Raw genomic sequence first — 24,259 nt, 5'->3', positions numbered from 1 at the left:
CAAGTTCCCGGATGTTGCTGCCTCCGACCCGCGAGAGACAGCAACATCCCTGATATTGCGCGGATCTTCACAAACACCGTGCCCGACCGACCGGGAGCGGCCTTCGGGCGCCCACCGCCGTCAAGGTCACGCTCGATCCAGGATGTAGTGGCCACGAAACGCCGGGAGGCCACTACATCCCGGATGTAGCGCGATCTTGGTGATTCACCATCGGCGATGACGACGTTGACGGGGCGTCAGCGGGCGGGCCGGGCGGGGTTCAGCGTGGGGTGGACGTACCCGTTGCGGCGAGATCGACCCGGACTTCATCGGCAGCAGGGGTGGTAGCGGCGGACGGGCCGGCAGCGGCGGCGGGAGCGTTCGCGGCTTCGGCGCGGGCGCGGCGGGTACGGCGTAGGGCGCGCACGGCCAGCACCAGGGCGGCCAGCCAGCCGGCGGCCAGCAGGGCGTACACGGCGGGGCGGGCCGGGCCGTCCAGTTCGGCGGAGCGGATCAGGGTGCGGGCGTTGGTCAGCACGATCACGCCGCCGATTGCCGCGCCGAGCAGTTGGGCGGGCACGATTCGCACCAGCCAGGCGGCCAGCGGGGCGGCGATGAGCCCGCCGATGAGCAGGGCGGCGACGGTGGGGAGCAGGAATCCCTCCGCGCCCAGCCCGATCAGGAAGCCGACGCTGGCCGCGCCGGCCACGACGAACTCGGCGGTGTCCACCGAGCCGATCACCTTGCGGGGTTCCATGCGGCCGGAGACCAGCAGCGCCGGGGTGGCCACCGGGCCCCACCCACCGCCGCCGGTCGCGTCGACGAAGCCGGCGACCAGGCCCAGGGGGCCGAGGAAACGACCGCGTAGCCGCCCGCCGGCCCGGTCGGTGCGCAGCGGTCGGGCGAAGCGGACCAGGAGGTACGCGCCGAGCGTGAAGAGAATGCCGGCCATCCACGGTGCGGCGGCCTCGGTGGAGATCGAGCTGAGCAGGGTGGCGCCGGCGAAGGCGCCGATCGCTCCGGGTAGGGCGATGCGGGTCACCACCCGCCAGTCGACGTTGCCGAACCGCCAGTGCGCGACCCCGGCGGCGAACGTGGTGCCGATCTCAGCCAGGTGCACCGAGGCCGAGGCGGCGGCCGGGGCGACCCCGGCGACCAGCAGCAGCGTGGACGAGGTCAAGCCGTACGCCATGCCGAGCGAACCATCGATCAGTTGCGCGACGAGCCCGACCAGAGCGAGGACCAACAGCTTGCGCACGAGCGCCCCCAGACTTTTCGGCATCTCCTATCGACTTGGTCGACAATGCGGGATGGGGCAGCCAGGGTCAAGCCCCCGATCGATAAATGGGACGCTCCGCGGGGTGCGCCGGGCCGGGAACCGAGCGGCGCACAGACCGACGCGCACGGGTCGGCGGCCAGGTGACGCGGAGCGGCGCACAGACCCAAGCGTGGGTCAGCGGCCAGGTAAGGCGGAGCCGGCGGTCAGATCCAGGCGCGCGGGTCAGCGGCCAGTTCGGTGACGCGCGCGGGCAGGGTGCCCGCGGCCACGTCGGCGACGCTGACCAACTCCAGGATCTCCCGCTCGCTGGCCCGTAGCGCGATCCAGACCTCCTGGAGGGCATGCGCCGGACCGTGGTAGCCGAGCTGCTCGGGGCGTTGCCCGCGTACGTGGGCGAGGGGCCCGTCGATCACCCGGATGACCTCGGCGAGGGAGATCTCCTCGGCGGGGCGGGCCAACCAGTAGCCGCCCTCCGGGCCGCGCTGGGCGTGCACGATGCCGCCCCGGCGTAGCTGGAGAAGGATGCTCTCCAGGAACTTCGGGGGGATCTCCTGGGCGCGGGCGATCTGGTCGGCCGTGACCGGCCGGCCGCGCCCGGGGCCGCTGGCCGTCGCGGCAAGCTCGGCGGCCGCGCGGAGGGCATAGTCGACCCGGGCGGAGAGGCGCATGTCGGCAAGGTTAGTCGCTGGTCAACCGGCCGGGCGGGCGACCCTCGGCCGATCGGCCACGCATCGATGGAAAGTAGCGCCGTCGGAACCCGTGCGGGCCGTCGTCCGGGACCGGTGAAACGGCCGCCGTCCGGGACCGGTGAAGTACGTCATGATCCACGACACGGTGGCGGCGGAAATGCCGGTCCGGAGCGTCCCTATGCTGGGCGGGAGTACGAATGTTCGGCCGTTTACCCGGCCGCCAGCTACATATTGATAAACACCCGGGTGTGCTCGGGGGGAAGGCAACACGATGACCGATGTCGCCACACGCACCTGGGATGGCATGACCATCCCGGTCGCCGGCACCTATCTTCTCGATCAGGCGCACAAGCGGATCGGTTTCCTGTCCCGGCACATGATGGTGAGCCCGGTGCGCGGCGAGTTCGCCGAGGCCACGGCGCAGATCTTCGTGGCGGAGGACCCACTGCTCTCCTCGGTGACGGCCACCATCATGTCGGCCAGTATCACCACCGGGAGCGTCGACCGGGACACGCATCTGAAGAGTCCCGACTTCCTCGACGTGGAACGTTTTCCCACCCTCGAATATCGAAGCACCGGCATCAAATGGCAGGGCAACGAGGACCCCATATTCCAGTGGGCGCGTCTGCGCAACCACCGGTTGGCCGGACGAGGCCGGAGTCACATTGTTCCGCCGCAGTCCGACGGCATTCCCGGACGATTCGTCCTCACCGGTGAGTTGACCGTGAAGGGGATCACCCGGGCCGTCGACCTGGAGGTGAATTTTGGTGGCGCTCGTCAGGATCCGTACGGGCAGAACATCTTCGGATTCAGCGCGACGGCCGAGATGAACCGTGAGGACTACGGCCTGCTCTGGAATGTCGTCCTGGAGAGCGGCGGTGTGCTGGTCGGCAAGACGGTGCAGATCGAGATCGCCGGGGAAGCCATCCACCAGGCCTGAACCACATCATCCCCGCCAGAGGCCTGGGGGGATGAGCGACAACTACCTGGCGGGGAGGAGCCAGAGCGTCAGGCGCCGACGCGGCGCAGCAGACCCTCCTGGACGGCGCTGGCGATCTGCTGGCCGTCCGTGGTGAACATCCGGCCGGTGGCCAGCCCTCGCGCCCCCGACGCCGACGGGCTCAGGCAGTCGTAGAGGAACCACTCGTCGGCCCGGAACGGCCGGTGGAACCACAGCGCGTGGTCCAGGCTCGCGCCGACCAACCCGCCCGGCCCCCACACCTCGCCGTGCGCGGAGAGCACCGAGTCCAGCAGGGTGAGGTCCGAGGCGTGGGTGAGCGCGCAGGCGTGTAGCAGAGGGTCGTCGGGCAGTTTGCCGTCGATGCGCATCCAGACGCGCTGGTGCGGGTCGGCGGGCCGGTCGCCGGGGCGGACCCAGCCGGGCTCGCCCACGTAGCGCACGTCGATCGGTCGCGGGATCTGGCCCCAGATGCCCAGCCGCTCCGGGTAACGGGAGAGCCGGTCGGTCATCGTCGGCACGTCCTGCGGCGGGGGTACGTCCAGCGGGGCCGGGGCCTGGTGGTCCAGCCCCTCCTCGGCCCGCTGGAACGACGCCGACATGAAGAAGATCGGCTTGCCGTGCTGGAGGGCGACCGCGCGGCGGACCGAGAAGGACCTGCCGTCGCGGATGTTCTCCACCTCGTACGCGATCGGCTCGACCGGGTCGCCGGGGCGGACGAAGTAGCCGTGCAACGAGTGCACGAACCGCTCCGGGTCGACGGTGCGGCCGGCGGCGACCAGGGCCTGACCGGCAACCTGGCCGCCGTACACCCGTTGTGGGCCGACCGGGGGGCTCATCCCCCGGAAGGTCATCTCCCCGGTCGGGTCGAGGTCCAGCACTTCCAGCAGCTGGTCCACCGCCGCCTGGCCGACCGCGACCCGACCGTCGCTCACTGCAGGGCCCGCGCCGACGCGGCGTCGACCAGCGAGCCGAGCTGGTGTACGCGCAGCGTGTTGGTCGAGCCGGGGGTGCCGGGCGGGCTGCCGGCCACGATCACCACGTAGTCACCGGGGTTGGCCCGGTCGAGGCCGAGCAGCGCCTGGTCGACCTGGCGGAACATGTCGTCGGTGTGCTGCACGAACGGCATCAGGAAGGTCTCCACGCCCCAGGTGAGGGCGAGCTGGTCGCGCACCTCCGGGACCGGCGTGAAGGCCAGCAGCGGCAGGTCGCAGTGCAGGCGGGACAGCCGTCGCACGGTGTCGCCGGTCTGCGAGAAGGCGACGAGCGCCTTGGCGTTGATGGCCCGGGCGATCGACGAGGCGGCGACGGTGAGCGCGCCACCGTGGGTACGCGGGTCGTGCTGCAACCGCGGCACCCCGATCGAACCGGCCTCGGTGGTCGTCACGATCTTGGCCATGGTGCTGACGGTGAGCACCGGGTACTTGCCGACGCTGGTCTCGCCGGAGAGCATCACCGCGTCCGCGCCGTCGAGCACCGCGTTGGCGACGTCGGAGGCCTCCGCCCGGGTGGGGCGGGAATTCTCGATCATGGAGTCGAGCATCTGGGTGGCCACGATGACGGGCTTGGCGTTCTCCCGGCACAGCTGCACGGCGCGCTTCTGCACCAGCGGGACCTCGTCCAGCGGCATCTCGACACCGAGGTCACCGCGGGCGACCATGACACCGTCGAAGGCCAGCACGATGGCCTCCAGGTGCTCCACCGCCTCCGGCTTCTCGACCTTGGCGAGCACCGGCCGGAACACGCCCTCCTCGGCCATGATGTTGTGCACGAGCTTGATGTCCTCGGCCGAGCGGACGAAGGACAGCGCCACCAGGTCGACGCCGAGACCCAGGGAGAAGCGCAGGTCCTCGGCGTCCTTGTCCGACATGGCGGGCACGCTGACCGCCACGTTGGGCAGGGACACGCCCTTGTTGTTGGAGACCGGGCCGCCCTCGGTGACGAGGCAGCGGATGTCGTTGCCGGTGACATCGGTGACCTCGACGGCGACCCGGCCGTCGTCGATCAGCAGCCGGTCGCCGGGCTTCACCTCCTGGGGCAGCTTGGTATAGGTGCAGGAGACCCGCTCCTTGGTGCCGATGACGTCGTCGCCGGTGATGACGACCGAGTCACCGGTACGCCACTCGTGCGGGCCGTCGGCGAACCGACCGAGCCGGATCTTGGGGCCTTGCAGGTCGGCGAGGACGGCGACCGGCTTACCTGCTGCCTCCGACGCCTCCCGGACCAGTCGGTAGACCGCCTCGTGGTCGGCGTGGCTGCCGTGGCTGAAGTTGAGCCTCGCCACGTTCATGCCGGCCTCGACGAGACCCCGGATGCGCTCCGGGGACGAGGTGGCGGGACCAAGAGTGCAGACGATCTTCGCGCGGCGTGTCACGCCCATCAGGCTAGTCTCTCCTTCAGGTCGGACTCGGGGCCGACCCCTTGCAGGCAGCGGAACAGTTGTCCAACGACGCGCGGTGCGCGTCGGGCCGGCGGGCGGAACCGCACCGGGAACGTTGTGGCGACGGGCATCAGCGACCGCGCGCCGGGAATCGTACGCCTCCGGTGGCGTGCGGTGTCGGGGTGCTCCCGGCGGCGGCTCACTGCGGGTGCCCCGACGGCGGCGGGCGGGGGCTCATTCCGGGTGTCCCGGGGGCGGCAGGGTGGGCACCGCGTGGAGCAGGTCGCGGGGGTCGTAGCGGCGCTTGGCGTGGCGTAGCCGCGCCCAGTTCGCGCCGTAGGCGAGCCGGACCCGGTCGGTCTCCTCCGGGGCGAGCAGGTTGGGGTACCCACCGGGCAGGGCGTGCGGGGCGAGGGCCGCCGAGGTCCGCTCGGCCCACTCGCGGTGCGGGCCGGCCTGGTCGCCGGGCGCCCAGACCGCGATGACCTCGGTCATCAGGTGGTCGGCGCGGAGCCCGAACGCCGTGTCGGCGGGTCGGACCCGGGTGGCCGCGCCGTGGAAGTGGTGCACGGCCAGCGCGGAGAACGGCGAGGTGACCTGCCGGGCCGCGTCGACGAGCGTGTCCACCACGCCGTCGGTGAGCGCGGGCAACCACCGGGTCCGCAGCAGGTAGTGGTTGCCGTCGACCATCCCGCCGTCGAACATGCGCAGGGCGTCCGCGTACGGCATCAGGCCGATCTGGTCGACCAGTGGCGTGCCCAGCGCGCGCAGCCGGTCCATCCACGGTGCCCCGGCGGCCAGGTCCGGGCCGCTGTAGAACGGGCAGACGAAGATCACCGGCTCGCCGGCCGGGCCGGGCAGGAAACCGGCCATCACGGTCAGCTCGTCCGGGGCCTCGGCGACCAGCGCGCCGTAGCCGCGCAGCACGGCCGGCGCCTCGGACAGCGCGAACATGATCATGCCGGCCAGTACGCCGGGCAGTCGGTGCGCGCGGAAGCGCAGCTCGGTGACGACGCCGAGGTTGCCACCGCCGCCGCGCAGCGCCCAGTACAGCTCGGCGTCGTGGCGGGGATCGGCGGTGACCCGGCGGCCGTCGGCGAGGACCACCTCGGTGCCGAGCAGGCTGTCCAGGGAGAGACCGAACCGGCCGCACAGTGGGCCGTACCCGCCGGCGAGGGTGAGCCCGGCCATCCCCACGGCGTCGACCACGCCGGTGGGGACCACCAGGTCGTACGGGCGGGCCGCGGCGAGCAACTCGGCCGCCGTGGTGCCGCCGCCGATGGTCACCGTGGCCGCGCCCGGGTCGACCTGGACCGCGCGCAGCCCGGTCAGGTCGAGCACCAGACCGCCGTCGCGCAGCGCGCGGCCAGCCCAGTCGTGCCCTCCGGAGCGAACCGAGAAGGGCAGGTGACACCGGGCGGCGACGCGGACCACCTCGGCCACCTCGTCGGCGTCCCGGCACTGGGCGACCAGCACGGGCGTGCCCGCCACCGCGCCGTTCCAGAGCCGGGTGGTGGTGGCGTAACCGGGATCGCCCGGCTCGTGCAGCCGGTCGCCGAGCAGGGCACGCAGTCGGGCGGCGGCCGACGCGGCATCGGGGGTGGCGGCGGAGATCATGGCGACTCCTCGACCGGGGCCGACCCACGACACCGGGTACGCCCCGGCGGCGGCGGCCCGCGCTGGGCGCGACCGTAGCACCGGCAGGCGGGCGAGCGCCGTCGCCATCACGACAGCCACCGATGGAGCGGCGGCTCAGCTTTCCGTCTTGACCAGCGGGAACTCCAGGGAACCGGCCGGGCAGAGGAAGGTCAGCACCTCCACCCGGTAGAGCCCGGCCTGCACCGCCGGGTCGGCCTCCAGCACGCTGCGGACGTCGTCGACGCTGCCGGTGCGGGCCAGCCCGAAGCCGATCGGCGGCTCCGGGTTACTTGTCGTTCCGTCGATCGAGCCGGCGACCAGGATGATGCCGCGGCGCTGCAACGCCTGCATGTGCTCGGCGTGCTCGGCCTGCAACCGCTGCACGGTCTCGCCGGGCAGGGCCCGCCCGGCCGCGCCGGGATAGATCACGATGCACTCGTACGTGTCGAGCGCGAAGTTGACCTGCGGCACTCCCATGGGTGCTCCCTCCGCCGTCGCTCCGGAACGCACCGGCTCCGGCCAGCGTCGCACGGACACCACGGTCGTACCGGGCGCTTCCCGGCAACTCGGCTCGGCGCGCCCGTGGCGTGTTCGGGCCCACACTCGGCCGACCGACGGCATGGCGGCGGGGTTCCGGGGGATGATCCGTCGGTGGCGGGTGGGCACTTCACGCCCGCGCTGTCCACGCCCGCCACGACGAGACGATTGGGGATCGGGCAATGGCGACAAATATCAGTGAGCAGCCCGCGAAGGCGTCCGGCACGTACCGGATCGGTGGCGACGTCACCGTCAACCGGCTCGGCTACGGGGCCATGCAGATCACCGGCCCGGGGGTCTGGGGTGACCCGAAGGACCCGGCCGAGGCGGTGCGGGTGCTGCGCCGTGCGGTCGAGCTGGGCGTGACGTTCATCGACACCGCCGACTCCTACGGGCCGTTCGTCTCGGAGTTGTTGATCCGGGAGGCCCTGCACCCGTACGCCGATGACCTGGTCATCGCGACCAAGGCCGGGCTGAGCCGCTCCGGCCCCGGCGACTGGCGGGCGCTGGGCCGCCCGGAGTACCTGCGCCAGCAGTGCGAGCTGAGCCTGCGTCACCTCGGCGTGGACAGCATCCCGCTGTACCAGCTGCACCGGATCGACCCGAAGGTGCCGCTCGCCGACCAGCTCGGTGAGCTGGCGTTGCTGCGGGAGGAGGGCAAGATCCAGCACATCGGGCTGTCCGAGGTGAGCGTCGCGCAGATCGAGGAGTCCCGGGCGATCACCACGATCGCCTCGGTGCAGAACCTGTACAACCTCGCCAACCGCAGCGCCGAGGACGTGCTGGAGTACTGCGAGCGCAACGACCTCGCGTTCATCCCGTGGTTCCCGATCGCGACCGGTGAGCTGGCCCGCCCGGGCGGCCCACTGGACGCCATCTCCACCGCGCACGGCGCGTCGCCCGCGCAGCTCGCGCTGGCCTGGCTGCTGCGCCGCTCGCCGGTGATGCTGCCGATCCCCGGCACGTCCTCGGTGGCGCACCTGGAGGAGAACGTGGGCGCTGCCGACGTGCGGCTCACCGACGACGAGTTCGAGGCGCTCGCCAAGGCGAGCTGACCCGCCGGTCCGACGCCGTCGGATCAGCAGCGTTTTAACCGGGCTACCGGGCGCCGTCGGATCGGCCGGCGGCGTCCGGACCGGGCTCCGGACCGGGCTCTCGGGCGGCGCGCAGCGCCTCGGTGGCCTGGGCCAGCAGGCGAGCGGAGTCGGTCCGTCCGCTCACCTGCAGCTCCACTTCGGTGTCCCCGCTCTGGATCCGGATGCTGGCCTCGGTGCGCTGCTGGTCGACCCAGGACTGCAACAGGTTGAACAGCCCTGGAAGCAGCCCCTGGGCCAGCACCGCGATGATCACCGCGTCGCTGAAGCCCGGTCGGCCCCCGCCGCCACCGGCCGCGCGGACCACCGGCCGGTACTCCGGGCGGCGGTGGATCCAGGTCAGCAGGTCGACGGACGACGGCTGGCGCTGCCGGGGGTTGATGGTCAGCCGGAGGGGCAGCCGCGCTGCGGAATCGCTGTCGGTCACTGTTCAGTCTCCCGCTGAGTCGGCGGCGGGTCGGAAGGTCACGCTGTCCCCGTCGGCGGTGGCGACGCCGGCAACGGTCAACCCGTCCTCGTCCTTGAACGGCGAGCTGGTGCCGAAGTAGGTGGTGGTGCCGCTGACCTGCACCCTGCCCTGGGTCTCGTACGGGGTGGAGACCTGGGCGCTGGCCGGGCCGGTGAGTTCGACGGCGAGCTTCGGGTACTCCAGGATCTTCCAGGTGACCTTCTGGGTGGAGCCGCCGTAGTAGCGGAACGGGCAGCCCGGCGGGGCGGCGACCGTCTGCTTGGCGCACTCGTCCAACCAGGCGCGTACCCGGGCCTCGACCGCTTCGATCGCCGTCGGCTTGAGCACCGGCGCCAGTTGCAGGGTGGCGGCGGTCTCCCCCGGGCCGACCAGCACGGTCGCGCTCGGCGTCTCGCTGAGCGCGCTGGAGGGGCCGGTCGCGGTGTAGCCGCCGGGCAACAGCACCAGCGGCGGGCCCTCGGTGGCGACCGGCAGTTCGACCCCGTTGAGCCGTACCCCGGGGTCGGCGATCGCGGCGTTGAGTGGGGTCGGCCCGCCGCTCAACCGCCAGCCGTGGAACAGCCCGGCGGTGGTCTCGTCCTGGCGGCGCAGGGCGAGGGTGGCGGTCTGCCGCGCGTCACCCAACCGGTACGCCACGGTGGCGGTGGCGGTCTCGCCGTCGCGCTCCAGCGAGCTGATCTCGACGTCGGTGGGTGGTTGGTAGCCCTTGCCGCGCAGCAGTTTGCCGAGAAGGTCACGGTCGGTGCCGTTGCCCTGGTCGGTCAGGTAGCCGAGCGCGGCCTCGCTGTCCCGGTCGGCGAGCGCGGAGAAGTAGCCGTCGATCGCCGCCTGGGGGCGGAAGAACGCCCACTGCACCACGCCGAGCCCGCTGGTGCCGAAACAGGCGACCAGGGCGAGGGCGCCGACCAGCAGCCAGGTGCGGCGGGTGCCGACCGGGCCGGAGTGGTTGAACAGCCGGTCGACGGTGACGGGCTGGCCCGCCCCGGCGGGCGCACCGGCCAGCGACGCCCGCTCCAGCGCGTCGAGCCGGAGCTCGTGTGGTGGGTGGGTGGCGCAGACCGCCTCGTCCCAGCCGCTGCGGCCGGTCTCGAAGGACAGCCGCCGTTCCAGGATGCGCCGCAGCCCATCGACCTGCCCGGTGAGCACGGCGCCGAGGTCGGCCCGGTACTCGGCCGCCCGCACGTCGCGGGCGTGCAGCGGCAGCACCACGTACCGCATGGTGAGCAGCACCGGCCAGAAGAACACGAAGACCACGAAGTTGGTGGCCGGGTGCGGGAACGTCCGCATCAGCCAGGTCGGCAGGGCGTGCGCGAGGGTCAGCGGCAGGCCGACGCCGCGGACGAAGGCGCTGGTGATCTCGTCCCCGGTGCGCCAGTGCACCAGTTCGTGGCTGAGCAGCGCGGCCACCTCGTCGTCCGGTTCGGTCAGCACGGCGGTGGTGACCACCACGTGCCGGGCGTACGTCCGGGCGTTGCTCAGGACCGGGTCGTCCTCCATCAGCAGCCGCGGCACGCTGGGCAGGCCGAGCCGTCGGGCGCACTCGTCGAGCACGGGGCGCAGCCGCGCGTACTCGCGGCGGCTGGGCTGGCGGGCACCCGAGACGACCAGCAGGCGTGGTTCGAGCAGCACCCGGTAGAGCGTGTAGAGGACTCCGATCAGCGCCGCCGCGATGACCGTGCCGATCAGGCCGGTGAGCAGCGCGAAGGGCTCGTCGGCGACGCCCAGCCAGGGCAGCGCCAGCACGACGAGGAAGCCGACCAGGAAGCCGATGACGAAGCCGGCCACACCGCCGAGCACCCCGCCGGAGCGGGTCAGGAACGCCTCGATCAGGGAGCCGATCAGCGGGGCGTCGCGCAGCGCCTGGGGCACCTGGTCGTCGGCGCCCGACCCGAGGGCGAAGAGCCCGGCGATGGCGAACGTGAGACCGCCCCAGAACGCCATGAGCAGCGCGACCGGCAGGTAGAACCAGGTGGCGAGGAACGCGCCGAGCACGCCGCGCCAGTCCCGCAGGATCCCGGCGCGCAGCCAGACCAGCGCGCTGGGGTAGCCGGGTGGGCGGTCGGCGAACCCACCGGTGGGCGGCGGGGTGTCGGCCGACGGCGGTTGGGCGGCCCGGACGTCGAGCTGCGGCACGGTCGGCGGGGTGTTCTCCGGCGGCACGGTGGGCGGCTCGGTCATGAGCGCTGCTCCCTCTGGAAGGATGGCGTCCACTGTCGGGAATGGACAGCCGGAGCAGGCTATCGAGCACATCTGATGTCTGCCACACCGTTTCGCGGGATCGTCGCGCACCCGACACTCGGCGTCGCGACTCCGGTGCGGCGGGCCCCTGGGGACCGCCGCACCGGAGCGGGTCAGAGCGCGAGGCAGTTGGGTCGCACCGGGCCGTCGACCAGGGCGCCGCGCACGATGGTGTACGCCGTGCCGTCGAGCACCAGACCGAGGTGCCCCACCACCCGCAGCGGGCAGTACGCCTGGATCAGCACGTTCGTCGCGCCGTCGTTGACGGCGGCGTTCCCGGTCGGCCGGACCAACTCGTCCTGCAACGTGCGGATGGTGGTGTAGCGCACCGCACCCGGGGTGTCGTCGCCGGCGTTGAGGTCGGCGAGGAACGCCGAGCCGATGGTCATCTGTTGGCAGGCCACGACGCCGGCGCAGCTGCCCAGACCCAGGAACGCCACGATGTTGGCGACGTACGTGCCGTACTGCGGGGTGCCCAGGCTGACGTACCGGCCGACGGTGGCGGTGCCGCCGAGCCGCTTGAGGTAGTACCGGCTGACCAGGCCGCCTTCGGAGTGGGCGACGACGTCCACCGTCGCCGCGCCGGTGCTGGCGCGGACCTGGTCGACGTAGCCGGCGAACGCGCGGGCCGAGGTGGGGATGTCACCGAGGCCCAGCCCGGGCAGCTGGTAGATGAAGGCGCGGTAGCCGTCGGCGCGTAGGCGGGCGGCGATCGGCTCGTACGCGACCGCGACGCCGCTCAGCCCGCCGACCACGATGACGGGGTTGGCCGCCGCGGCGGCGAAGGGTGTGGTGGGGGCGGCGGTGGCCGGGGCGGGATCGGCGGGGGCGGCGGTCGCCGTGGCGGTGGACGCGAGCACCGCGGCGGTGGCGAGGGCCAGGACGAGGGCGGTCTTTCGGAGCAGCATGGCTGCACCTCCGGGGGGAGGCACCCGGCGAACCGGGCAGGTGGGTGGGGTGTCCGGTCGACCGTGCGACGATCATCCCCGCAACAATTTAGAAACGTCAATGACTTGTTACGCGCCGGTAACCCGTTGTTCCGGCGGGGGCGTAAACGGTCATACCGCCACGCTCCATCTCGGACACCGACGACGACTGGCATGCTGTGGCCGTGGCTGTCGACGAACCCACCGAGCGCGAGCTGCGGGTCATGCCGTGGTGGCTGGTCCTGGTCGGCCTACTGGTCGCCGTCGCCCTGGGTTGGCTGGTGCTGGACCTGCTGCTCACCGAGGCCGACCGCGCCAGCCAACCGGACACCCGCGCCACGCTGCGCATCGACGCGATCCGCACCGGCCTGACCGTGGTCGCCGGCACCGGCGGAGGGCTCGCGCTGCTGCTCGCCGCCCGTCGCCAGTGGATCGCCGAACGCGCGCAGCGGCACCAGGAGAGCGTCGCCGCCCGGGACCAGGTGCACCGGGACCGGGTGCAGGCGCACGCCGAGGCGGTGGCCGAGGCCGCGCAGCGCCACCAGGACCGACAGTCCGGGGCCGCCGAGCACGACGCGGCGGAGCGTCGACTGACCGAGCTCTACACCCGGGCGGTCGAGCTGCTCGGCAACGACAGCGCGGCGGTACGCCTCGGCGGCCTGCACGCGCTGGAGCGCCTCGGTCAGGACAACCCGGGGCAGCGCCCGACGATCGCGGCGGTGCTCTGCGCGTACCTGCGGATGCCGGCGCCCGACGGCGAGCCGCGCGAGACGGAGGTCCGGCGCAGCGCGCAGCGCGTGCTCACCCGGCACCTGCGTGCGGACGACGCGGCCCCCTGGCCGGAGCTGAGGCTCGACCTGGCCGGTGCCACGCTCGTCGACTTCGACGCCGCCGGCTGCACGCTCGTGGACGCCAACTTCACCAATGCGGTGTTCACCGGTGCGACCACCTTCGCGGGCGCGGCGGCGCGGGGGCGTCTCCTGCTCGGCGCGGCGGCCTTCGACGACGTGGTCTTCGAGGGGCTCGCGGCCGACGGCGAGGTCGTCCTCGACGGCCTTCGCGTCGGCGGTGGGGCCAGCTTCGACGGCTCCGCCTTTCCCGGCGGCCTGTCCTGCCGGCGAGCCAGCTTCACCGGCCCGACCTCGTTTCGCCGGGTGACCTTCGGTCAGCCGACCAGCTTCGACGCCGCCCGCTTCGAGGACGCCACCTCGTTCCGGGAGGCCGTCTTCGACGGCGCTCTGTCGATGGAGCACACCGAGTTCGGCGGGCCGACCAACTTCCACTCGGTCCGTTTCACGAACATGGCGCTGTTCCGCTGGACGGTGTTCGGCGCGGAGGCGCTGTTCGACAGGGCCCGCTTCGTCGACGCCGCGAACTTCGGCCGGGCCCGGTTCCACGGCATGGCCAGCTTCCGCGACACACAGTTCAGCCGGCCACCGCAGGTCGAGCAGGCCCGGGCGGTCGCCGATCCAGGTCACCGCTGGCCGGCGGGCACGACCGTCGAACGCCTCGACGACGAGTGGCTGCTACTGGTCGACCGCTGATCGGTCAGGCGGGCGTCACCGGCGCGGCGCTTCGGCCGGGGCGTCAACGCCGCGGCGCGTCGGCCGGGGCGTCAACGCCGCGACGCGGCCGGCCGGGGGCGTCAGCGCGGGGCGGCCGGTGGGCGCAGGCCGTCCAGGGCCACGCCGAGCACCCGGTCACGCTGCTCGGGCGACGGGAACTGGGCCATGGTGAGGCCACTGATCAGCCGCACCACGTCGTCGAAGCCGATGTCGTCACGGACCACACCGGCGGACTGGGCGCGACGCATCAGCGGCTCACCGGCGGAGAAGATCTCCGTCCGGCAGCTGGCGAAGATCTCGGAGTCGTGCAGCAGCTGCTCGGCGAGCGCCCGCTTGGTGGCGACGTACGCGACGAAGCGGTGCAGCCAGGCGACGAGCGCGTCCCAGGGTGGCAGCTCGGCAAGACCCTCGGCGGAGTGGCACAGCGCCCGGACCTCCTCGACGTAGACGGCCTCGAACAGGTGACGGCGGCTCGGGAAGTTGCGGTAGAGCGTGCCGATGCCCACCCCGGCTCGCCGGGCCACGTCCTCCAGCGAGGCGGCGGCCCCGTGCTCGGCGAACGCGTCGCGCGCCGCCGCGATCAGGGCGTCGTAGTTACGCCGCGCGTCGGCCCGCTTGGGCCGCTGGGCGAAGACCTCGGGCGCCTGCCCTGCGCTGGCCATGACGTGCGTCACCTCACCCTGGTTGCATCCGGAGGGAACCCTCCGCTAGCTTAGTGGAGGCACCCCTCCGGAATCCCGGAGGCCTGCCTCCGGTTACTCTACCTCGGGACCCGCCCGATCGCCGCCTGGCCACCCCGATCGCCCGGACCCCGACAGACCTCCCGTCACAGACGACGGGTGACAAGCCTCATTCCCGTACGTAATCAGGGAGTTTTCTCTCGTGGCAGTGACCTCCCGACGCAGCTCGCGTCGGCTCACCTTCACCGTGCTCGCGGCCGGCGCCGGGTTCTTCGCGATGCTCCAGTCGCTGATCACCCCGGTACTGCCGACCATCCAGCAGGACCTGCACACCTCCCAGAACACCGTGACCTGGGTCCTGACCGCCTACCTGCTCAGCGCGTCGATCTTCACGCCGATCCTCGGACGCGTCGGCGACATGGTCGGCAAGGAGCGGATGCTTGTCGTCTCGCTCGCCGCCCTCGCCCTCGGCTGCCTGCTCGCCGCCATCGCGCCGAACATCGGCGTCCTCATCCTCGCCCGGGTCGTCCAGGGCATCGGCGGAGCGGTCTTCCCGCTGTCGTTCGGCATCATCCGCGACGAGTTCCCGGCCGCGCGGGTCTCCACCGCCGTGGCCGCCATCTCGGCGATCGTCGCCGTCGGCGGTGGCCTGGGCATCGTGCTGGCCGGTCCGATCGTCAGCACGCTGGACTACCGCTGGCTGTTCTGGATCCCGATGGTCGTGGTCGGGCTGACCGCTGTGGCCGCGCACCTGTTCGTGCCCGAGTCGCCGGTCCGTACCCCCGGTCGCATCGACTGGCGCGCCACACTGCTGCTCTCCGGTTGGCTGGTCGCGCTGCTGCTGCCAATCAGCCAGGGCGCCACGTGGGGCTGGACCTCCACCCGGGTCCTCGGCCTGCTGGCACTCGCCGTGGTGCTGCTGGCCGGCTGGCTGGTCACCGAGGTGCGCTCGCCCAACCCGCTGATCGACATGCGGATGATGCGCCTGCCCGGCGTCTGGACCACCAACCTGGTCGCCCTGCTCTACGGCGCGTCGATGTTCTCCGTGTACGCGTTCCTTCCCCAGTTCGTGCAGACCCCGACCGTCGCCGGCTACGGCTTCGGCGCCAGCATCAGCCAGGCCGGCCTGCTCATGCTGCCGATGCTCGTCGCGATGTTCGTCGCCGGCATCGTCGCCGGGCGACTCCAGGCCGTCTTCAGCGCCAAGGCGCAGCTCACCACCGGTGCCACCCTCAACGTGGCCGCCGCCGCGATGCTCGCCACCGCGCACGACACCCGCTGGGAGGTCGCCATCGCCGGCGGCCTGGTCGGCCTCGGCATCGGCTTGGCCTTCGCGTCGATGGCCAACCTGATCGTCGGCAGCGTGCCGGCCAGCCAGACCGGCGTGGCGACCGGCATGAACGCCAACATCCGCACCATCGGCGGCGCGATCGGCGCCGCCGTGGTCAGCGGCGTGATCACCGCGCACCCGCAGGCCAACGGGCTGCCCCGGGAGGCCGGCTTCACGATGGGGTTTCTCGTCCTCACGGCGATCGCCCTGGCCGCCGCGGTCGCGGCCCTCGCCGTCCCGTCCGCCCGGCGGGCGTCGGCCGGTCGCCGGCCGTCCGCCGCGACGATCGTCGAGTCGGAGCTAGCTGGCGAGTTCGCCACCATGCCGGCGACCCGCTGACGGAACGTGTCGCAGCCCGGGCGGTTCGCCGCCCGGGCTGCTCCCTGTCCAGGAGTACGCTGGCCGCTCTCCCCACCCACCGTCCGTCGTCTTTCAGGATGCGCACATGTCCGAGTTGCTGACCGCCGACCGCATCGAAGAGATCGGCGCCCTGGGCCCCGGGAGCCCGGACCCGGCCGCGCTCGTCGCCGAACTGGTGGGCGCCGTCGACGAGGGACGGGTCGCCGACCCCGACGACACCGGGTACGCCCTGCTGGTCGCTGCGGACATCCTGGAGCAGGCCGGCGACCTGGCCGACGCGCTCGCCCTGGCCACCCGCGCCATCGCCGAGCAGCCGGACGACAACGCGTACGCCCGGGCGGTGCGCGGCGGTCTGCTGCTGCGCCTCGACCGCTCGGACGAGGGCATGGCCGAGTTGACCGCCCTGCGTCCGCTGCTGGAGACCGACCCGGCGGCCACGTACCTGGTCGACGAGCTGGCCGAGTCCGGCCACAGCGACACGGCGTTGGAATGGCTCACCGGGGCACTGGACGCCATCCTGGAACGGACCCGCACCCAGCAGCACGACTCTGAAGACGCCCAGGACGAGGCCGCCGCGATGATCTACGGCCTGGCTCAGCGGCGGCACGACCTGCGCGAAGAGCAAGGCCTACCCCACGACGAGTACGACAACCTCGCCGACCGGCTGCGCGCCGCGAGCACCCACGCGCTCGACGCCCTCGACGACGGCCCGGCGACGCTGCTCTTCTGGCCGCAGGCGGAGTTCACCGCGCTGCTGCTGCGCTGGCCCACCCTCGCCGACAGCTACCCCGCCACCTGGGACGATCACCGCGCCCAGCTCGAACGCGCCCTCGTCGACGCCTCCGGGATGGGCGGCGCCGACCTGGGCGTGGTCGTCGGCACCGTCGACGGCCTGGCGGCCTTCGCCGAACGCACCGGAAGCGACCCCACCAGCGAGGAAACCCTCGACGAGTACGCCGACAGCCTCGACGAGACCGGCGTGACGGCCTGGCCGCCCGGCCGCAACGACACCTGCTGGTGCGGGTCCGGCGCCAAGTACAAGAAGTGCTGCCTGCCCCGCTCACGCGCCTGACCGTTTCCTCGCTTTACCCCACCTGCCACCATCGACCTGTCTGCCGCTGTCCCTATCGGTCGGAGTTCAGGCATGGGTGGCTTGATCGACCTCGTCGATGCGTGGTTCGCGGGTAGGCCGACGGAGAACCTGGAGCTTTTCGGTGTGGCCATGGTCCTTTGGGGTCGTCTCGGCAAGTCGATGCTCTACCTGGCCGGGCTCACCGTCGTTCTGGACCTGCCCGATCCGGAGCAGCTGAAGGAGTGGGGACAGCGGACCATTGAGCGCGCCGACGGGCCGTTGGGCCGGACGCGGCGCAAACGCGAGGTTCGTCGGCTACTGAAGCTCCAGGCAAACGTTCTCAAAGACGTCGTACGGACAACCACGATCGTCTCGCCCGGCCAGGCGCTCGCCTACGTGCGCCTTGTCAACAAACCTCCGGATGCCGTTCCCGTGGGGCTCAACGTGGCACTTGCCACCTACCGCGACTTCCACAGTCAGGTCATGGCCACGATCCCCGATGCGCACACCTGCGGGGGACGGCACGAGGTCGACGTGTGTCCGCAACAGCAGGCCTACGCCCGGAGCCGAATCAACGCACTGATCGGCAGCCAGTTACCGGCGGACGAACGGAACCTGGTCCTGGACATGGAGCGCTCCGACAGTGGCTGCCTCGTCGTCCTCGGCGCGTCCGGCGTGCTCGTCGGCCTCGTCGCCTTTACTGCCGGCTTCACGAACAAGGGGGCGTCCTGGACCTATCCCGGCCTCGTACTCGCCGTGATAGCGACGATCATCTCCTTCCCGACACTGCGTCTTCTCGTGTCAGCGGCGCCCTACCGCGTGTGGGGCGCCCTACTATCCGGCTACGGCGGACTGCTCAACCAGACTCGGCCGTTTCGCCTTCTCCGGTGGGCTGCGGCCGTCCTCTTCGCCATCGGCGGCCTGTTCGACCTGCTGGCCTCGTGACGACTGCTTGCGCCGCCAGAATGTGGGCCGGGCCGCGCGGAGGCGTTCAGCGTCGTTAGGCTCCAGCGAGGAGGTGGGCCCGTGACCGCAGCAGAGCAGCACGAGACGATCGAGGACAGCCCGGTCGGCTGGGTCGCCAGCCACATCCGGCGCTACGTGCAGTCCGACGGCGCGGACGGGGGCACCTTCCACGGCGTACCCTCGCTGCTGCTCACCACCCGCGGACGCCGATCGGGCAAGCTGCGTCGCACGGCCCTGATGTACGGGCGCGACGGCGACAACTACCTGCTGGTGGCGTCCAACGGCGGCGCGGCCAAGCACCCCGCCTGGTACCTGAACCTGAGCGCCGACCCTGTTGTGGAGATCCAGGTCGGTGCGGAGCGGATCACGGGTCGGGCCCGGACCGCGACCGGCGAGGAGCGCGTCCGGCTGTGGCCGGTGATGACGAAGGTCTTCCCGACGTACGCCCGCTACGAGAAGGAAACCGACCGTGAGATCCCGGTCGTCGTCATCGAGCGCGATTGATATACCTCATTGCCGGTGAGGGCTAGGGTGACCGCAGGTAAGCACCCACTCCGACAAGGAGAACCGCCGTGCGCCGCATCATCACCACCATCGCACTGCTCGGGCTGTCGCTCTCCGTCATGCTGGCGCCGACGCCAGCGAGCGCGGCAAGCACCGTCGAAGTCACGTCCGCGACCCTGGTAGCGCGCGGTGTCGCAGTGGACATCACCCTCACCGTGACCTGCCCAGCCGGCCTGTCCGGCGCGACCGAGCTGATCGTCCGGCAGCGGTCGGGCGACCGGGTCGCCTACGCGTCCGGCTGGGCGCCACTCAACAGCTGCACTGGCGAGCCGCAAGCCGTGCCCGGGCGAGCGTGGGTGGAGGGCGGCGGGCTGGTCCTCCACAAGGGTGTCGCGCTGATCAGCGGCGGATTCGAACTATGCAACCAGGACGTCTGCGACTACCCGAACTTCGAGCAGACCTTCCGCATCACCCGCTAAGACAGTGGCCGAGCCGTCGTCGCACGCCACCAACGGCGCGTCCGATGATCAAGTGATGAGAAGTAGGTCAGAACCGCCCCCGACACCTACTTTTCATCACCTGATCACTGGCGCCGTCCCGAGTGACCGGATCCGGCGCATACGTCACCCGGCCGCCTCAATCGCGGCCTCCACCTTGTCCAGATAGTTGAACCACCACTCCCCCTCGTCGGGCTGGGAGGCTGTGGCGAGCAGATTGGCTGCGACCACGAACACTGCACTCACGCCGCCCGCTGTGTTCGCGACTCGTGGCGGATTGCCGGTCGTCACGGCGGCCAGGATGGCTCGCACGTCCTCCGCGGAGACCTCGGCCCATCGTTCCTGATGAGCGATGTTGTGCGAGAGTTCGTTGATCTCATTGGTGGGAGGCAGGCCATCGTGGACTTCGAACAGAACCGCGGCGTTCACGGCCAGCGTCAGCTCTACTGCCTTGGTCAACGCCTCCTGACTGGTACTCAAGGCGTCCAGTGCGCTGTCGAACCTGCCGGAATCACGGTGGACAGCAGCATCCAGGACAGCTCTGACCAGAGCCTCTACCTGATCATTGATCTTCACGGCCCGGCCCTCCGTCTCGGTGCTTCGCTCTCCACGCCTTGAAAGATCCGGCTGCGGCAGCAGCAGCCAGCAGAGTACCTGCAACCGCCTTGACGGTCGTGGGCAAGAATTCCTGGAAGCTCGCGTAGGCCGCAGCCGTGGCCGAGGTCCACCACCCGATCGACTCACTGCTGAGATGCTGGCGGCGCGGCGCCGGTGGCGCTGCCTGGTTCCGGTTCGCGCCATCGAGTCGTCGAGGGACTGCAGACCTGATGACTGGTTTCACGACCGCGGGTGGTTGGTGGATTGAGCTGCCACCACCCGTGGTCAGTTTCCCAGCGCTCGGACCTTGGCGATCGTCTCCTGCACATGCTGCTTGGCGGGGTCGCCACCCTGGGACGCCTGCGCGAGCGCCTGACGGTACGAGTCGATCATGCCGACCAGCGGACCGGCGGCCACACCCTCCAGCGCGCCGGCGACAAGTGCTCGCGCCTCGGCCGCGTCCTGTGCTGCCGCTGCGGTCTTGGCCTTCGCCTCGTCCAACTTCTGCGACGCCGCCGCCAACCTCGCGATGATCTGCGCTGCGCTCACGCGCACCTCCCCGTGATCGACCATCGCCTCCACCACCGCACCGGCAGAGACCACATGGGAGCGTACGAGATCCGCGCACCCAGCGCGACCGGCTGCTAGCTCCCACGTCACCTCGTGGGTGGTGGATGCGGCAAGCGAGCTGGTCTGACGGAGTTTGCCAACGGCACCTCGGCCGAGCCCCGATTGCGACCAGATCTTGGACAGTTTCCGTTACGAGCTAACGGAAACTGTCCAAGATCTAGAGCGACGCCACGAGATTGGGGCCGTTCAGCGCTCAGCGCTCGGCGACGAACACTCCGACGCCACCGACGCCTTCCACCAAGCCCTCGATCTTGAGCGCGTTGATGGCCTGACGAACGACGATGGCCGAGACGTCATGCTGACGGCACAGCTCGGAGGTCGAGGGCAGCTTGTCGCCCGGCGCAAGTTCGCCGGACTTGATCTGAGCGCGGATGCCGTCGGCGATCAGCGCCCACTTCGCTTTGGCGGGCATTGGTGTCTCCCAGGTCTGCCCTGCCATTCGATCACGAGGAACTTTGTATAGCAAGCAATGTGTAGTCGATGCTTGCGCTTACATGACCTGTTATATACGCTCTCCCTTGGCTGGCTCCCAGGTCTGCAACCCGGAGCTGGTTCGTTCCCACCGCGCAGGAAGCGCCCGGTCGGTCGGTCCCCCCGTTCGGCCGGGCGTGCCGGGGCGTGCCCGCACGCCGCCTCGAACGCAAGAGCCGTGAGCAGCTAGGAGACGACCCGACGGGAGCCCTCGATGCCCGATCGACCCGATGAATCCCCCACCGACCCACCAGCACCAGCACCAGCACCAGAGGAGCAAGACCGTCACCTCGTGTCCGATCAGGACGTTGAGGACGCCGATGACGTTCTCTTCGCCCATCCGCCCCGCGTGGTCCGTCGCTGGGTGTGCGAGTGCGGCGTCGACTACCCCTGTACCGATGTGCGCTTCGCCCTGCTGGTCAAGTCCAGCGCCGAGGCGGGCGAGTGAGCGCCGACGCCGTGGACGACCTCCGTGCCGCCTGGCTGGCCACGATCTCCGCTGTCGACCGGGCCGGTGCGCAGTTGCACGGGGCGGGGCCGCCCGGCCGGCGGCTGCCCTGGCAGGACGCGGTCACGGAGTGCTGGCGGGCGTTGAGCCTGGTCTACGCCGGGTTGGCCGCCGATCGGAAGTCACCGGGAGGCTCGGTCGGGGACCTGCTCGCCGGTCTGCACGCTGCTCGATTCGACGCGGACCGGGCCGCCATTCTGGCCGCACGGGTCCGCTGGCGGTTGAGCGCGACCGAGGACCGACTTCGGCGTACCCGGGAAGTGGCGGACGTGGTCGCGGCCCGGCACCTCGCGGCGGCGATCACCCGGTTGGACCTGGTCGTTGCCCGGCTCGCGATCGGCCGCTGCCGGATCGAGCATTCGGTGGCGGCACTGACCGACGAGCCGGCGGCACTGACCGACCGTTCGCTGATGGGATCGTCCCGAGAGCCGCCAGCACCGCCCGCGCCGCCGCGGCCCACCAGCCACGACAACCACGCCGAGCACGACAGCGACGCCGAACACGACGGCGAGGCCAAGCACGACAGCGACGCCGAGCACGACAGCGACGCCGAGCACGAGAACGGCAGGGCCAGCGACGCCGACAGCACCGAAGTGATCGCCCGCGGCTGCCAGGCGGCGAGCGCTCTGGTGACCAGGCGGCATCGGTTGACCAGGCCAAGCCCACACAGGAGAGCACTCACGATGATCAGGGAGCGACGACGATGGTGACCGACCCGCAGGCGGCGCTTCGCGGCCTGCTGACCGGGCGGCTGCGCGGCCACGAACGGCGGCTGGGCCGGTTCGCCGAGTCGGACTGGCGGCGGTACGGGGACCTGCTCGCCGGTGCGCTGTTGGTGGCGGTACGGCGCCGGTTCGTCGCGGGGCAGGATCGCGCGCCGGTGATCCGGTTCGTGGCGTCCGCTCGGGAACGCTATGACGCGACCGGGCGCGACGTCGACCCGGTGCTGGCCGAGGCGCTGGTGTGGGCGGCGCTCGGTGAGCGTCCGCCCGTGCCCCACGACGCGGCGGCGATCGTCGCGCGGACGGTGCTCCTGCTCGGCTTGCTCGAAGACGAAGGTCTCACCGACCGCGAACTCGACGAAGTCCTCGTCGCCGCCGCACACGCCGCCGACGACTCGGCGCACGTCACGGATCCCCAGCAGACAGGCGCACCGGCCGAATCCCACCGGCGGTGAGCGCAACAGTGGCTGAAGATCGACACGAGATAGCTGAAGTCGGGGTATCCCGCTGACATGGATACCCCGACTTCACGGAAACCGAGTGGATCATGCCCGGCGGCGGGCCGGGAAAGACCCGGCAGGCCGCCGGGCAGGGCGCTACGGCGACGGCGGGCCGTTTTGCGCCCGGGTGATCAGGTCGTGCAACGGCTTGGTGCCGCTGCCGACCATCACACCGGTCACGACGGCGTCGACCCAGACCGCGATTCCGTTCCAGTCGGCGCCGGCGACCGCGTGCAGGACGTAGAACCCGCCGGCGCTGGACGCCACGGTGGCCAACCCGCTGGCGAGACCCCACGCGACGATGGTGCGGTTCGCCTTCGCCCGTGCGACTTTGGCGGTGGCCACGGCGACCGCCTCGCGGTCGGCCTCGGTGGGGCCGTCGACCCGGCTGTTCACGTCGGTCACCGTTCGGGACAGCGCGGCCTCGGCGGCGCGTCCCGGCAGCCACCGTGAGAACGGTTCCAGGATCCGCTCGACCGCTGCGGCGAAGACCAACAGGGTGAGGAAGACGCCAGTGGTGTCCTCGGGCTGGATCTTCGCCGCGGAGGCGCCGCTGCGCCAGATCGCCCAGCCGGCGACCGCGCCGACGGCGATCAGCCCGAAGCCGGCGACCACCGCGCCCGCGCCGGCCTGCTGTGATGCGGCGACGACCGACAGCCCCGGCTCCTGCTCGGAGCGAGGCGTCGCCGTACCGGCGTTGACCGGTGGCGGAACAGCAATCCCGCCCCCTGTCGACATCGGCTCAACCTGGGTGGACGTCTGTCCCTGCAATTCCCTGACCAACCTTTCGACAGCCGCTCGCGAGACGTCGAGGCATGATGATCCAGACCCTCCGCAAGCGGGTTGCGCACCGACTGCGCTCGGGGCGCGAGACTACGGCACCGGAGTGAGCACGGTGGACGGCCGGGACGTGTGGCGTTCCGAGGTGCGTGGGGCCACGCCGAACACAGTCACGCCGAACACGGTCACGACGAACACAGTGGAGTGGCCGACCGGCAGACCGCGATGCCGGGCTCGGGGACCACGCCCGAGCGCGAAGCCTCCTAGACTCGGTCGCAGCTGGCTGAGGGAGTGACGTGGCTTGACGGTTCAGAAGACAGACACGACATCGGCTGGTCGTGGTCGCCGGGCTCGCGTCATTGGGCTGTCCGGCGGTCTCATCGGGCTTCTCGCCCTCCTGCTCGTCGTCTCCGTCGCGACCGGTGACGGGCAGAGCATCCTCAGCAGCCTCCAGTCGTCGTCGCCAACACCCGCGCCCGGTCCGACCCCAGAGTCTCGCGCATCGTCCGACCGGGCCTGCATCGCCAAGACCAAGGGCCAGGATGCGGTGGCGTATTTCCAACGGGACATCCCCGAGGGCCGGTGGGGAGAACCGCTGCGAGGCACCGCCTCGGCGACCAGTGAGCCGTACGTGCTGTGGCTCTTCGACGCTCAGTGTGAACCGCACCGGGCGATCGAGGTGCCAGCGCGGACCAGTCGCACGTTCCGGGCCCAACTGGGTCAGGTCTGGTACTACGCCGAAGCGTCAGCGGGGCGGCCCGTCGACGGCTGCGCCTGCCGCGTCTTCAGCCCTTCGAACAGCGGCGCGGAGCAGAGGTTCAGCGACGCCGGCAGCGTCACCTATCACCTGGGCTAGCCGGACACCGACCGCGAACCGCAACGGAATATCG

The 24,259-nt window shown here is 71.3% G+C and carries 26 protein-coding genes; 12 read left to right on the top strand and 14 right to left on the bottom strand.

Features of this window, described 5'->3' with window-relative positions; genetic code table 11:
- Window positions 1–259: 259 nt before the first annotated feature.
- Together ACIBD9_RS21220 and ACIBD9_RS21215 are read right to left on the bottom strand one after the other, a co-directional pair.
- Window positions 260–1,237, bottom strand: coding sequence for a sulfite exporter TauE/SafE family protein (locus ACIBD9_RS21220; protein WP_396720113.1), 978 nt, complete (start codon window positions 1,235–1,237; stop codon window positions 260–262).
- Window positions 1,238–1,461: 224 nt separating this feature from the next.
- Window positions 1,462–1,926, bottom strand: a complete 465-nt coding sequence (locus tag ACIBD9_RS21215) for an Rrf2 family transcriptional regulator (RefSeq protein ID WP_091407884.1) — start codon at window positions 1,924–1,926, stop codon at window positions 1,462–1,464.
- A gap of 292 nt (window positions 1,927–2,218) precedes the next feature.
- Between ACIBD9_RS21215 and ACIBD9_RS21210 the strand changes: the two genes are divergently transcribed.
- Window positions 2,219–2,887 (top strand): YceI family protein, encoded by a 669-nt coding sequence (locus ACIBD9_RS21210; protein ID WP_396720015.1) that lies wholly within the window; start codon window positions 2,219–2,221, stop codon window positions 2,885–2,887.
- 68 nt (window positions 2,888–2,955) lie between these two features.
- On the opposite strand, the gene ACIBD9_RS21205 is transcribed toward ACIBD9_RS21210, so the two are convergent.
- The 4 genes from ACIBD9_RS21205 to ACIBD9_RS21190 form a co-directional block, all read right to left on the bottom strand.
- Window positions 2,956–3,840 (bottom strand): acyl-CoA thioesterase, encoded by an 885-nt coding sequence (locus tag ACIBD9_RS21205; protein WP_396720013.1) that lies wholly within the window; start codon window positions 3,838–3,840, stop codon window positions 2,956–2,958.
- Complete coding sequence (gene pyk / locus ACIBD9_RS21200; RefSeq protein ID WP_396720011.1) at window positions 3,837–5,285, bottom strand: pyruvate kinase; 1,449 nt, start codon at window positions 5,283–5,285, stop codon at window positions 3,837–3,839. The genes ACIBD9_RS21205 and pyk overlap by 4 nt, the downstream gene beginning before the upstream one ends.
- A 234-nt stretch (window positions 5,286–5,519) precedes the next feature.
- The gene (locus ACIBD9_RS21195; RefSeq protein WP_396720009.1) at window positions 5,520–7,022 is read right to left on the bottom strand and encodes an FAD-binding oxidoreductase; all 1,503 of its coding nucleotides are present in this window, start codon (window positions 7,020–7,022) and stop codon (window positions 5,520–5,522) included.
- Between the two features lie 15 nt (window positions 7,023–7,037).
- Complete coding sequence (locus ACIBD9_RS21190; RefSeq protein WP_396720007.1) at window positions 7,038–7,400, bottom strand: YciI family protein; 363 nt, start codon at window positions 7,398–7,400, stop codon at window positions 7,038–7,040.
- Between the two features lie 242 nt (window positions 7,401–7,642).
- Here ACIBD9_RS21190 and ACIBD9_RS21185 point away from each other — a divergent pair, with 242 nt between their 5' ends.
- A complete protein-coding gene (locus ACIBD9_RS21185) occupies window positions 7,643–8,515 on the top strand; it encodes an aldo/keto reductase (protein ID WP_396720005.1) in 873 nt (290 codons plus the stop codon).
- A gap of 43 nt (window positions 8,516–8,558) precedes the next feature.
- Here the strand turns inward: ACIBD9_RS21185 and ACIBD9_RS21180 are convergent, their stop codons facing one another.
- The 3 genes from ACIBD9_RS21180 to ACIBD9_RS21170 all read right to left on the bottom strand — a co-directional run bounded on the left by ACIBD9_RS21180 (window position 8,559) and on the right by ACIBD9_RS21170 (window position 12,169).
- Entirely contained in the window at window positions 8,559–8,981 is a 423-nt protein-coding gene (locus ACIBD9_RS21180; RefSeq protein ID WP_396720003.1) for a hypothetical protein, read from the bottom strand.
- Window positions 8,982–8,984: 3 nt separating this feature from the next.
- Window positions 8,985–11,201, bottom strand: a complete 2,217-nt coding sequence (locus ACIBD9_RS21175) for a M48 family metalloprotease (protein WP_396720001.1) — start codon at window positions 11,199–11,201, stop codon at window positions 8,985–8,987.
- 173 nt (window positions 11,202–11,374) lie between these two features.
- Window positions 11,375–12,169 (bottom strand): esterase/lipase family protein, encoded by a 795-nt coding sequence (locus ACIBD9_RS21170; RefSeq protein WP_387171216.1) that lies wholly within the window; start codon window positions 12,167–12,169, stop codon window positions 11,375–11,377.
- A gap of 203 nt (window positions 12,170–12,372) precedes the next feature.
- Here ACIBD9_RS21170 and ACIBD9_RS21165 point away from each other — a divergent pair, with 203 nt between their 5' ends.
- Window positions 12,373–13,731, top strand: coding sequence for a pentapeptide repeat-containing protein (locus ACIBD9_RS21165; RefSeq protein WP_396719998.1), 1,359 nt, complete (start codon window positions 12,373–12,375; stop codon window positions 13,729–13,731).
- A gap of 101 nt (window positions 13,732–13,832) precedes the next feature.
- On the opposite strand, the gene ACIBD9_RS21160 is transcribed toward ACIBD9_RS21165, so the two are convergent.
- Window positions 13,833–14,414 carry a TetR/AcrR family transcriptional regulator gene (locus ACIBD9_RS21160; RefSeq protein ID WP_396719996.1) on the bottom strand — a complete coding sequence of 194 codons (582 nt, stop codon included), beginning with the start codon at window positions 14,412–14,414 and terminating at the stop codon, window positions 13,833–13,835.
- Window positions 14,415–14,634: 220 nt separating this feature from the next.
- On the opposite strand from ACIBD9_RS21160, the gene ACIBD9_RS21155 reads away from it, so the two are divergent.
- The 5 genes from ACIBD9_RS21155 to ACIBD9_RS21135 all read left to right on the top strand — a co-directional run bounded on the left by ACIBD9_RS21155 (window position 14,635) and on the right by ACIBD9_RS21135 (window position 19,143).
- A complete protein-coding gene (locus ACIBD9_RS21155) occupies window positions 14,635–16,101 on the top strand; it encodes an MFS transporter (protein WP_396719994.1) in 1,467 nt (488 codons plus the stop codon).
- Window positions 16,102–16,207: 106 nt separating this feature from the next.
- Window positions 16,208–17,194 carry an SEC-C metal-binding domain-containing protein gene (locus ACIBD9_RS21150; protein ID WP_396719992.1) on the top strand — a complete coding sequence of 329 codons (987 nt, stop codon included), beginning with the start codon at window positions 16,208–16,210 and terminating at the stop codon, window positions 17,192–17,194.
- A 72-nt stretch (window positions 17,195–17,266) separates the two neighbouring features.
- Window positions 17,267–18,139, top strand: a complete 873-nt coding sequence (locus ACIBD9_RS21145) for a hypothetical protein (protein ID WP_396719990.1) — start codon at window positions 17,267–17,269, stop codon at window positions 18,137–18,139.
- An 81-nt stretch (window positions 18,140–18,220) separates the two neighbouring features.
- The gene (locus ACIBD9_RS21140) at window positions 18,221–18,664 is read left to right on the top strand and encodes a nitroreductase family deazaflavin-dependent oxidoreductase (protein WP_396719988.1); all 444 of its coding nucleotides are present in this window, start codon (window positions 18,221–18,223) and stop codon (window positions 18,662–18,664) included.
- 68 nt (window positions 18,665–18,732) lie between these two features.
- Window positions 18,733–19,143 (top strand): hypothetical protein, encoded by a 411-nt coding sequence (locus ACIBD9_RS21135; RefSeq protein ID WP_396719986.1) that lies wholly within the window; start codon window positions 18,733–18,735, stop codon window positions 19,141–19,143.
- A gap of 144 nt (window positions 19,144–19,287) precedes the next feature.
- Here the strand turns inward: ACIBD9_RS21135 and ACIBD9_RS21130 are convergent, their stop codons facing one another.
- From ACIBD9_RS21130 to ACIBD9_RS21120, 3 genes are all read right to left on the bottom strand, one after another.
- On the bottom strand, window positions 19,288–19,737 hold the full coding sequence (locus ACIBD9_RS21130) for a hypothetical protein (protein ID WP_396719984.1): 450 nt from the start codon (window positions 19,735–19,737) through the stop codon (window positions 19,288–19,290).
- A 306-nt stretch (window positions 19,738–20,043) separates the two neighbouring features.
- Window positions 20,044–20,307: a DUF6244 family protein gene (locus ACIBD9_RS21125; protein WP_030489032.1), complete on the bottom strand. Its 264-nt coding sequence runs from the start codon at window positions 20,305–20,307 to the stop codon at window positions 20,044–20,046.
- Between the two features lie 274 nt (window positions 20,308–20,581).
- The gene (locus tag ACIBD9_RS21120) at window positions 20,582–20,827 is read right to left on the bottom strand and encodes a winged helix-turn-helix domain-containing protein (protein WP_088949319.1); all 246 of its coding nucleotides are present in this window, start codon (window positions 20,825–20,827) and stop codon (window positions 20,582–20,584) included.
- A gap of 324 nt (window positions 20,828–21,151) precedes the next feature.
- Here ACIBD9_RS21120 and ACIBD9_RS21115 point away from each other — a divergent pair, with 324 nt between their 5' ends.
- From ACIBD9_RS21115 to ACIBD9_RS21105, 3 genes are read left to right on the top strand one after another with little or no spacing between them, the layout of a single operon-like run.
- The gene (locus tag ACIBD9_RS21115) at window positions 21,152–21,307 is read left to right on the top strand and encodes a hypothetical protein (protein ID WP_396719982.1); all 156 of its coding nucleotides are present in this window, start codon (window positions 21,152–21,154) and stop codon (window positions 21,305–21,307) included.
- Complete coding sequence (locus ACIBD9_RS21110; RefSeq protein WP_396719980.1) at window positions 21,304–22,077, top strand: hypothetical protein; 774 nt, start codon at window positions 21,304–21,306, stop codon at window positions 22,075–22,077. Before ACIBD9_RS21115 ends, ACIBD9_RS21110 begins: the two co-directional genes overlap by 4 nt.
- Window positions 22,071–22,544, top strand: coding sequence for a hypothetical protein (locus tag ACIBD9_RS21105; protein ID WP_396719978.1), 474 nt, complete (start codon window positions 22,071–22,073; stop codon window positions 22,542–22,544). The genes ACIBD9_RS21110 and ACIBD9_RS21105 overlap by 7 nt, the downstream gene beginning before the upstream one ends.
- A 141-nt stretch (window positions 22,545–22,685) precedes the next feature.
- Here ACIBD9_RS21105 and ACIBD9_RS21100 read toward each other — a convergent pair whose 3' ends face one another.
- Window positions 22,686–23,327 (bottom strand): hypothetical protein, encoded by a 642-nt coding sequence (locus ACIBD9_RS21100; RefSeq protein WP_396719976.1) that lies wholly within the window; start codon window positions 23,325–23,327, stop codon window positions 22,686–22,688.
- Window positions 23,328–23,916: 589 nt separating this feature from the next.
- Between ACIBD9_RS21100 and ACIBD9_RS21095 the strand changes: the two genes are divergently transcribed.
- The gene (locus ACIBD9_RS21095) at window positions 23,917–24,225 is read left to right on the top strand and encodes a hypothetical protein (RefSeq protein ID WP_396719974.1); all 309 of its coding nucleotides are present in this window, start codon (window positions 23,917–23,919) and stop codon (window positions 24,223–24,225) included.
- The last annotated feature ends 34 nt before the right edge of the window (window positions 24,226–24,259 follow it).

It is taken from the genome of Micromonospora sp. NPDC050784 (genome assembly GCF_044456765.1).
GTDB lineage: Bacteria > Actinomycetota > Actinomycetes > Mycobacteriales > Micromonosporaceae > Micromonospora > Micromonospora foliorum.
Note: the sequence above shows the minus strand (reverse complement) of the source record. Positions and strands in the feature narration are given on the sequence as shown.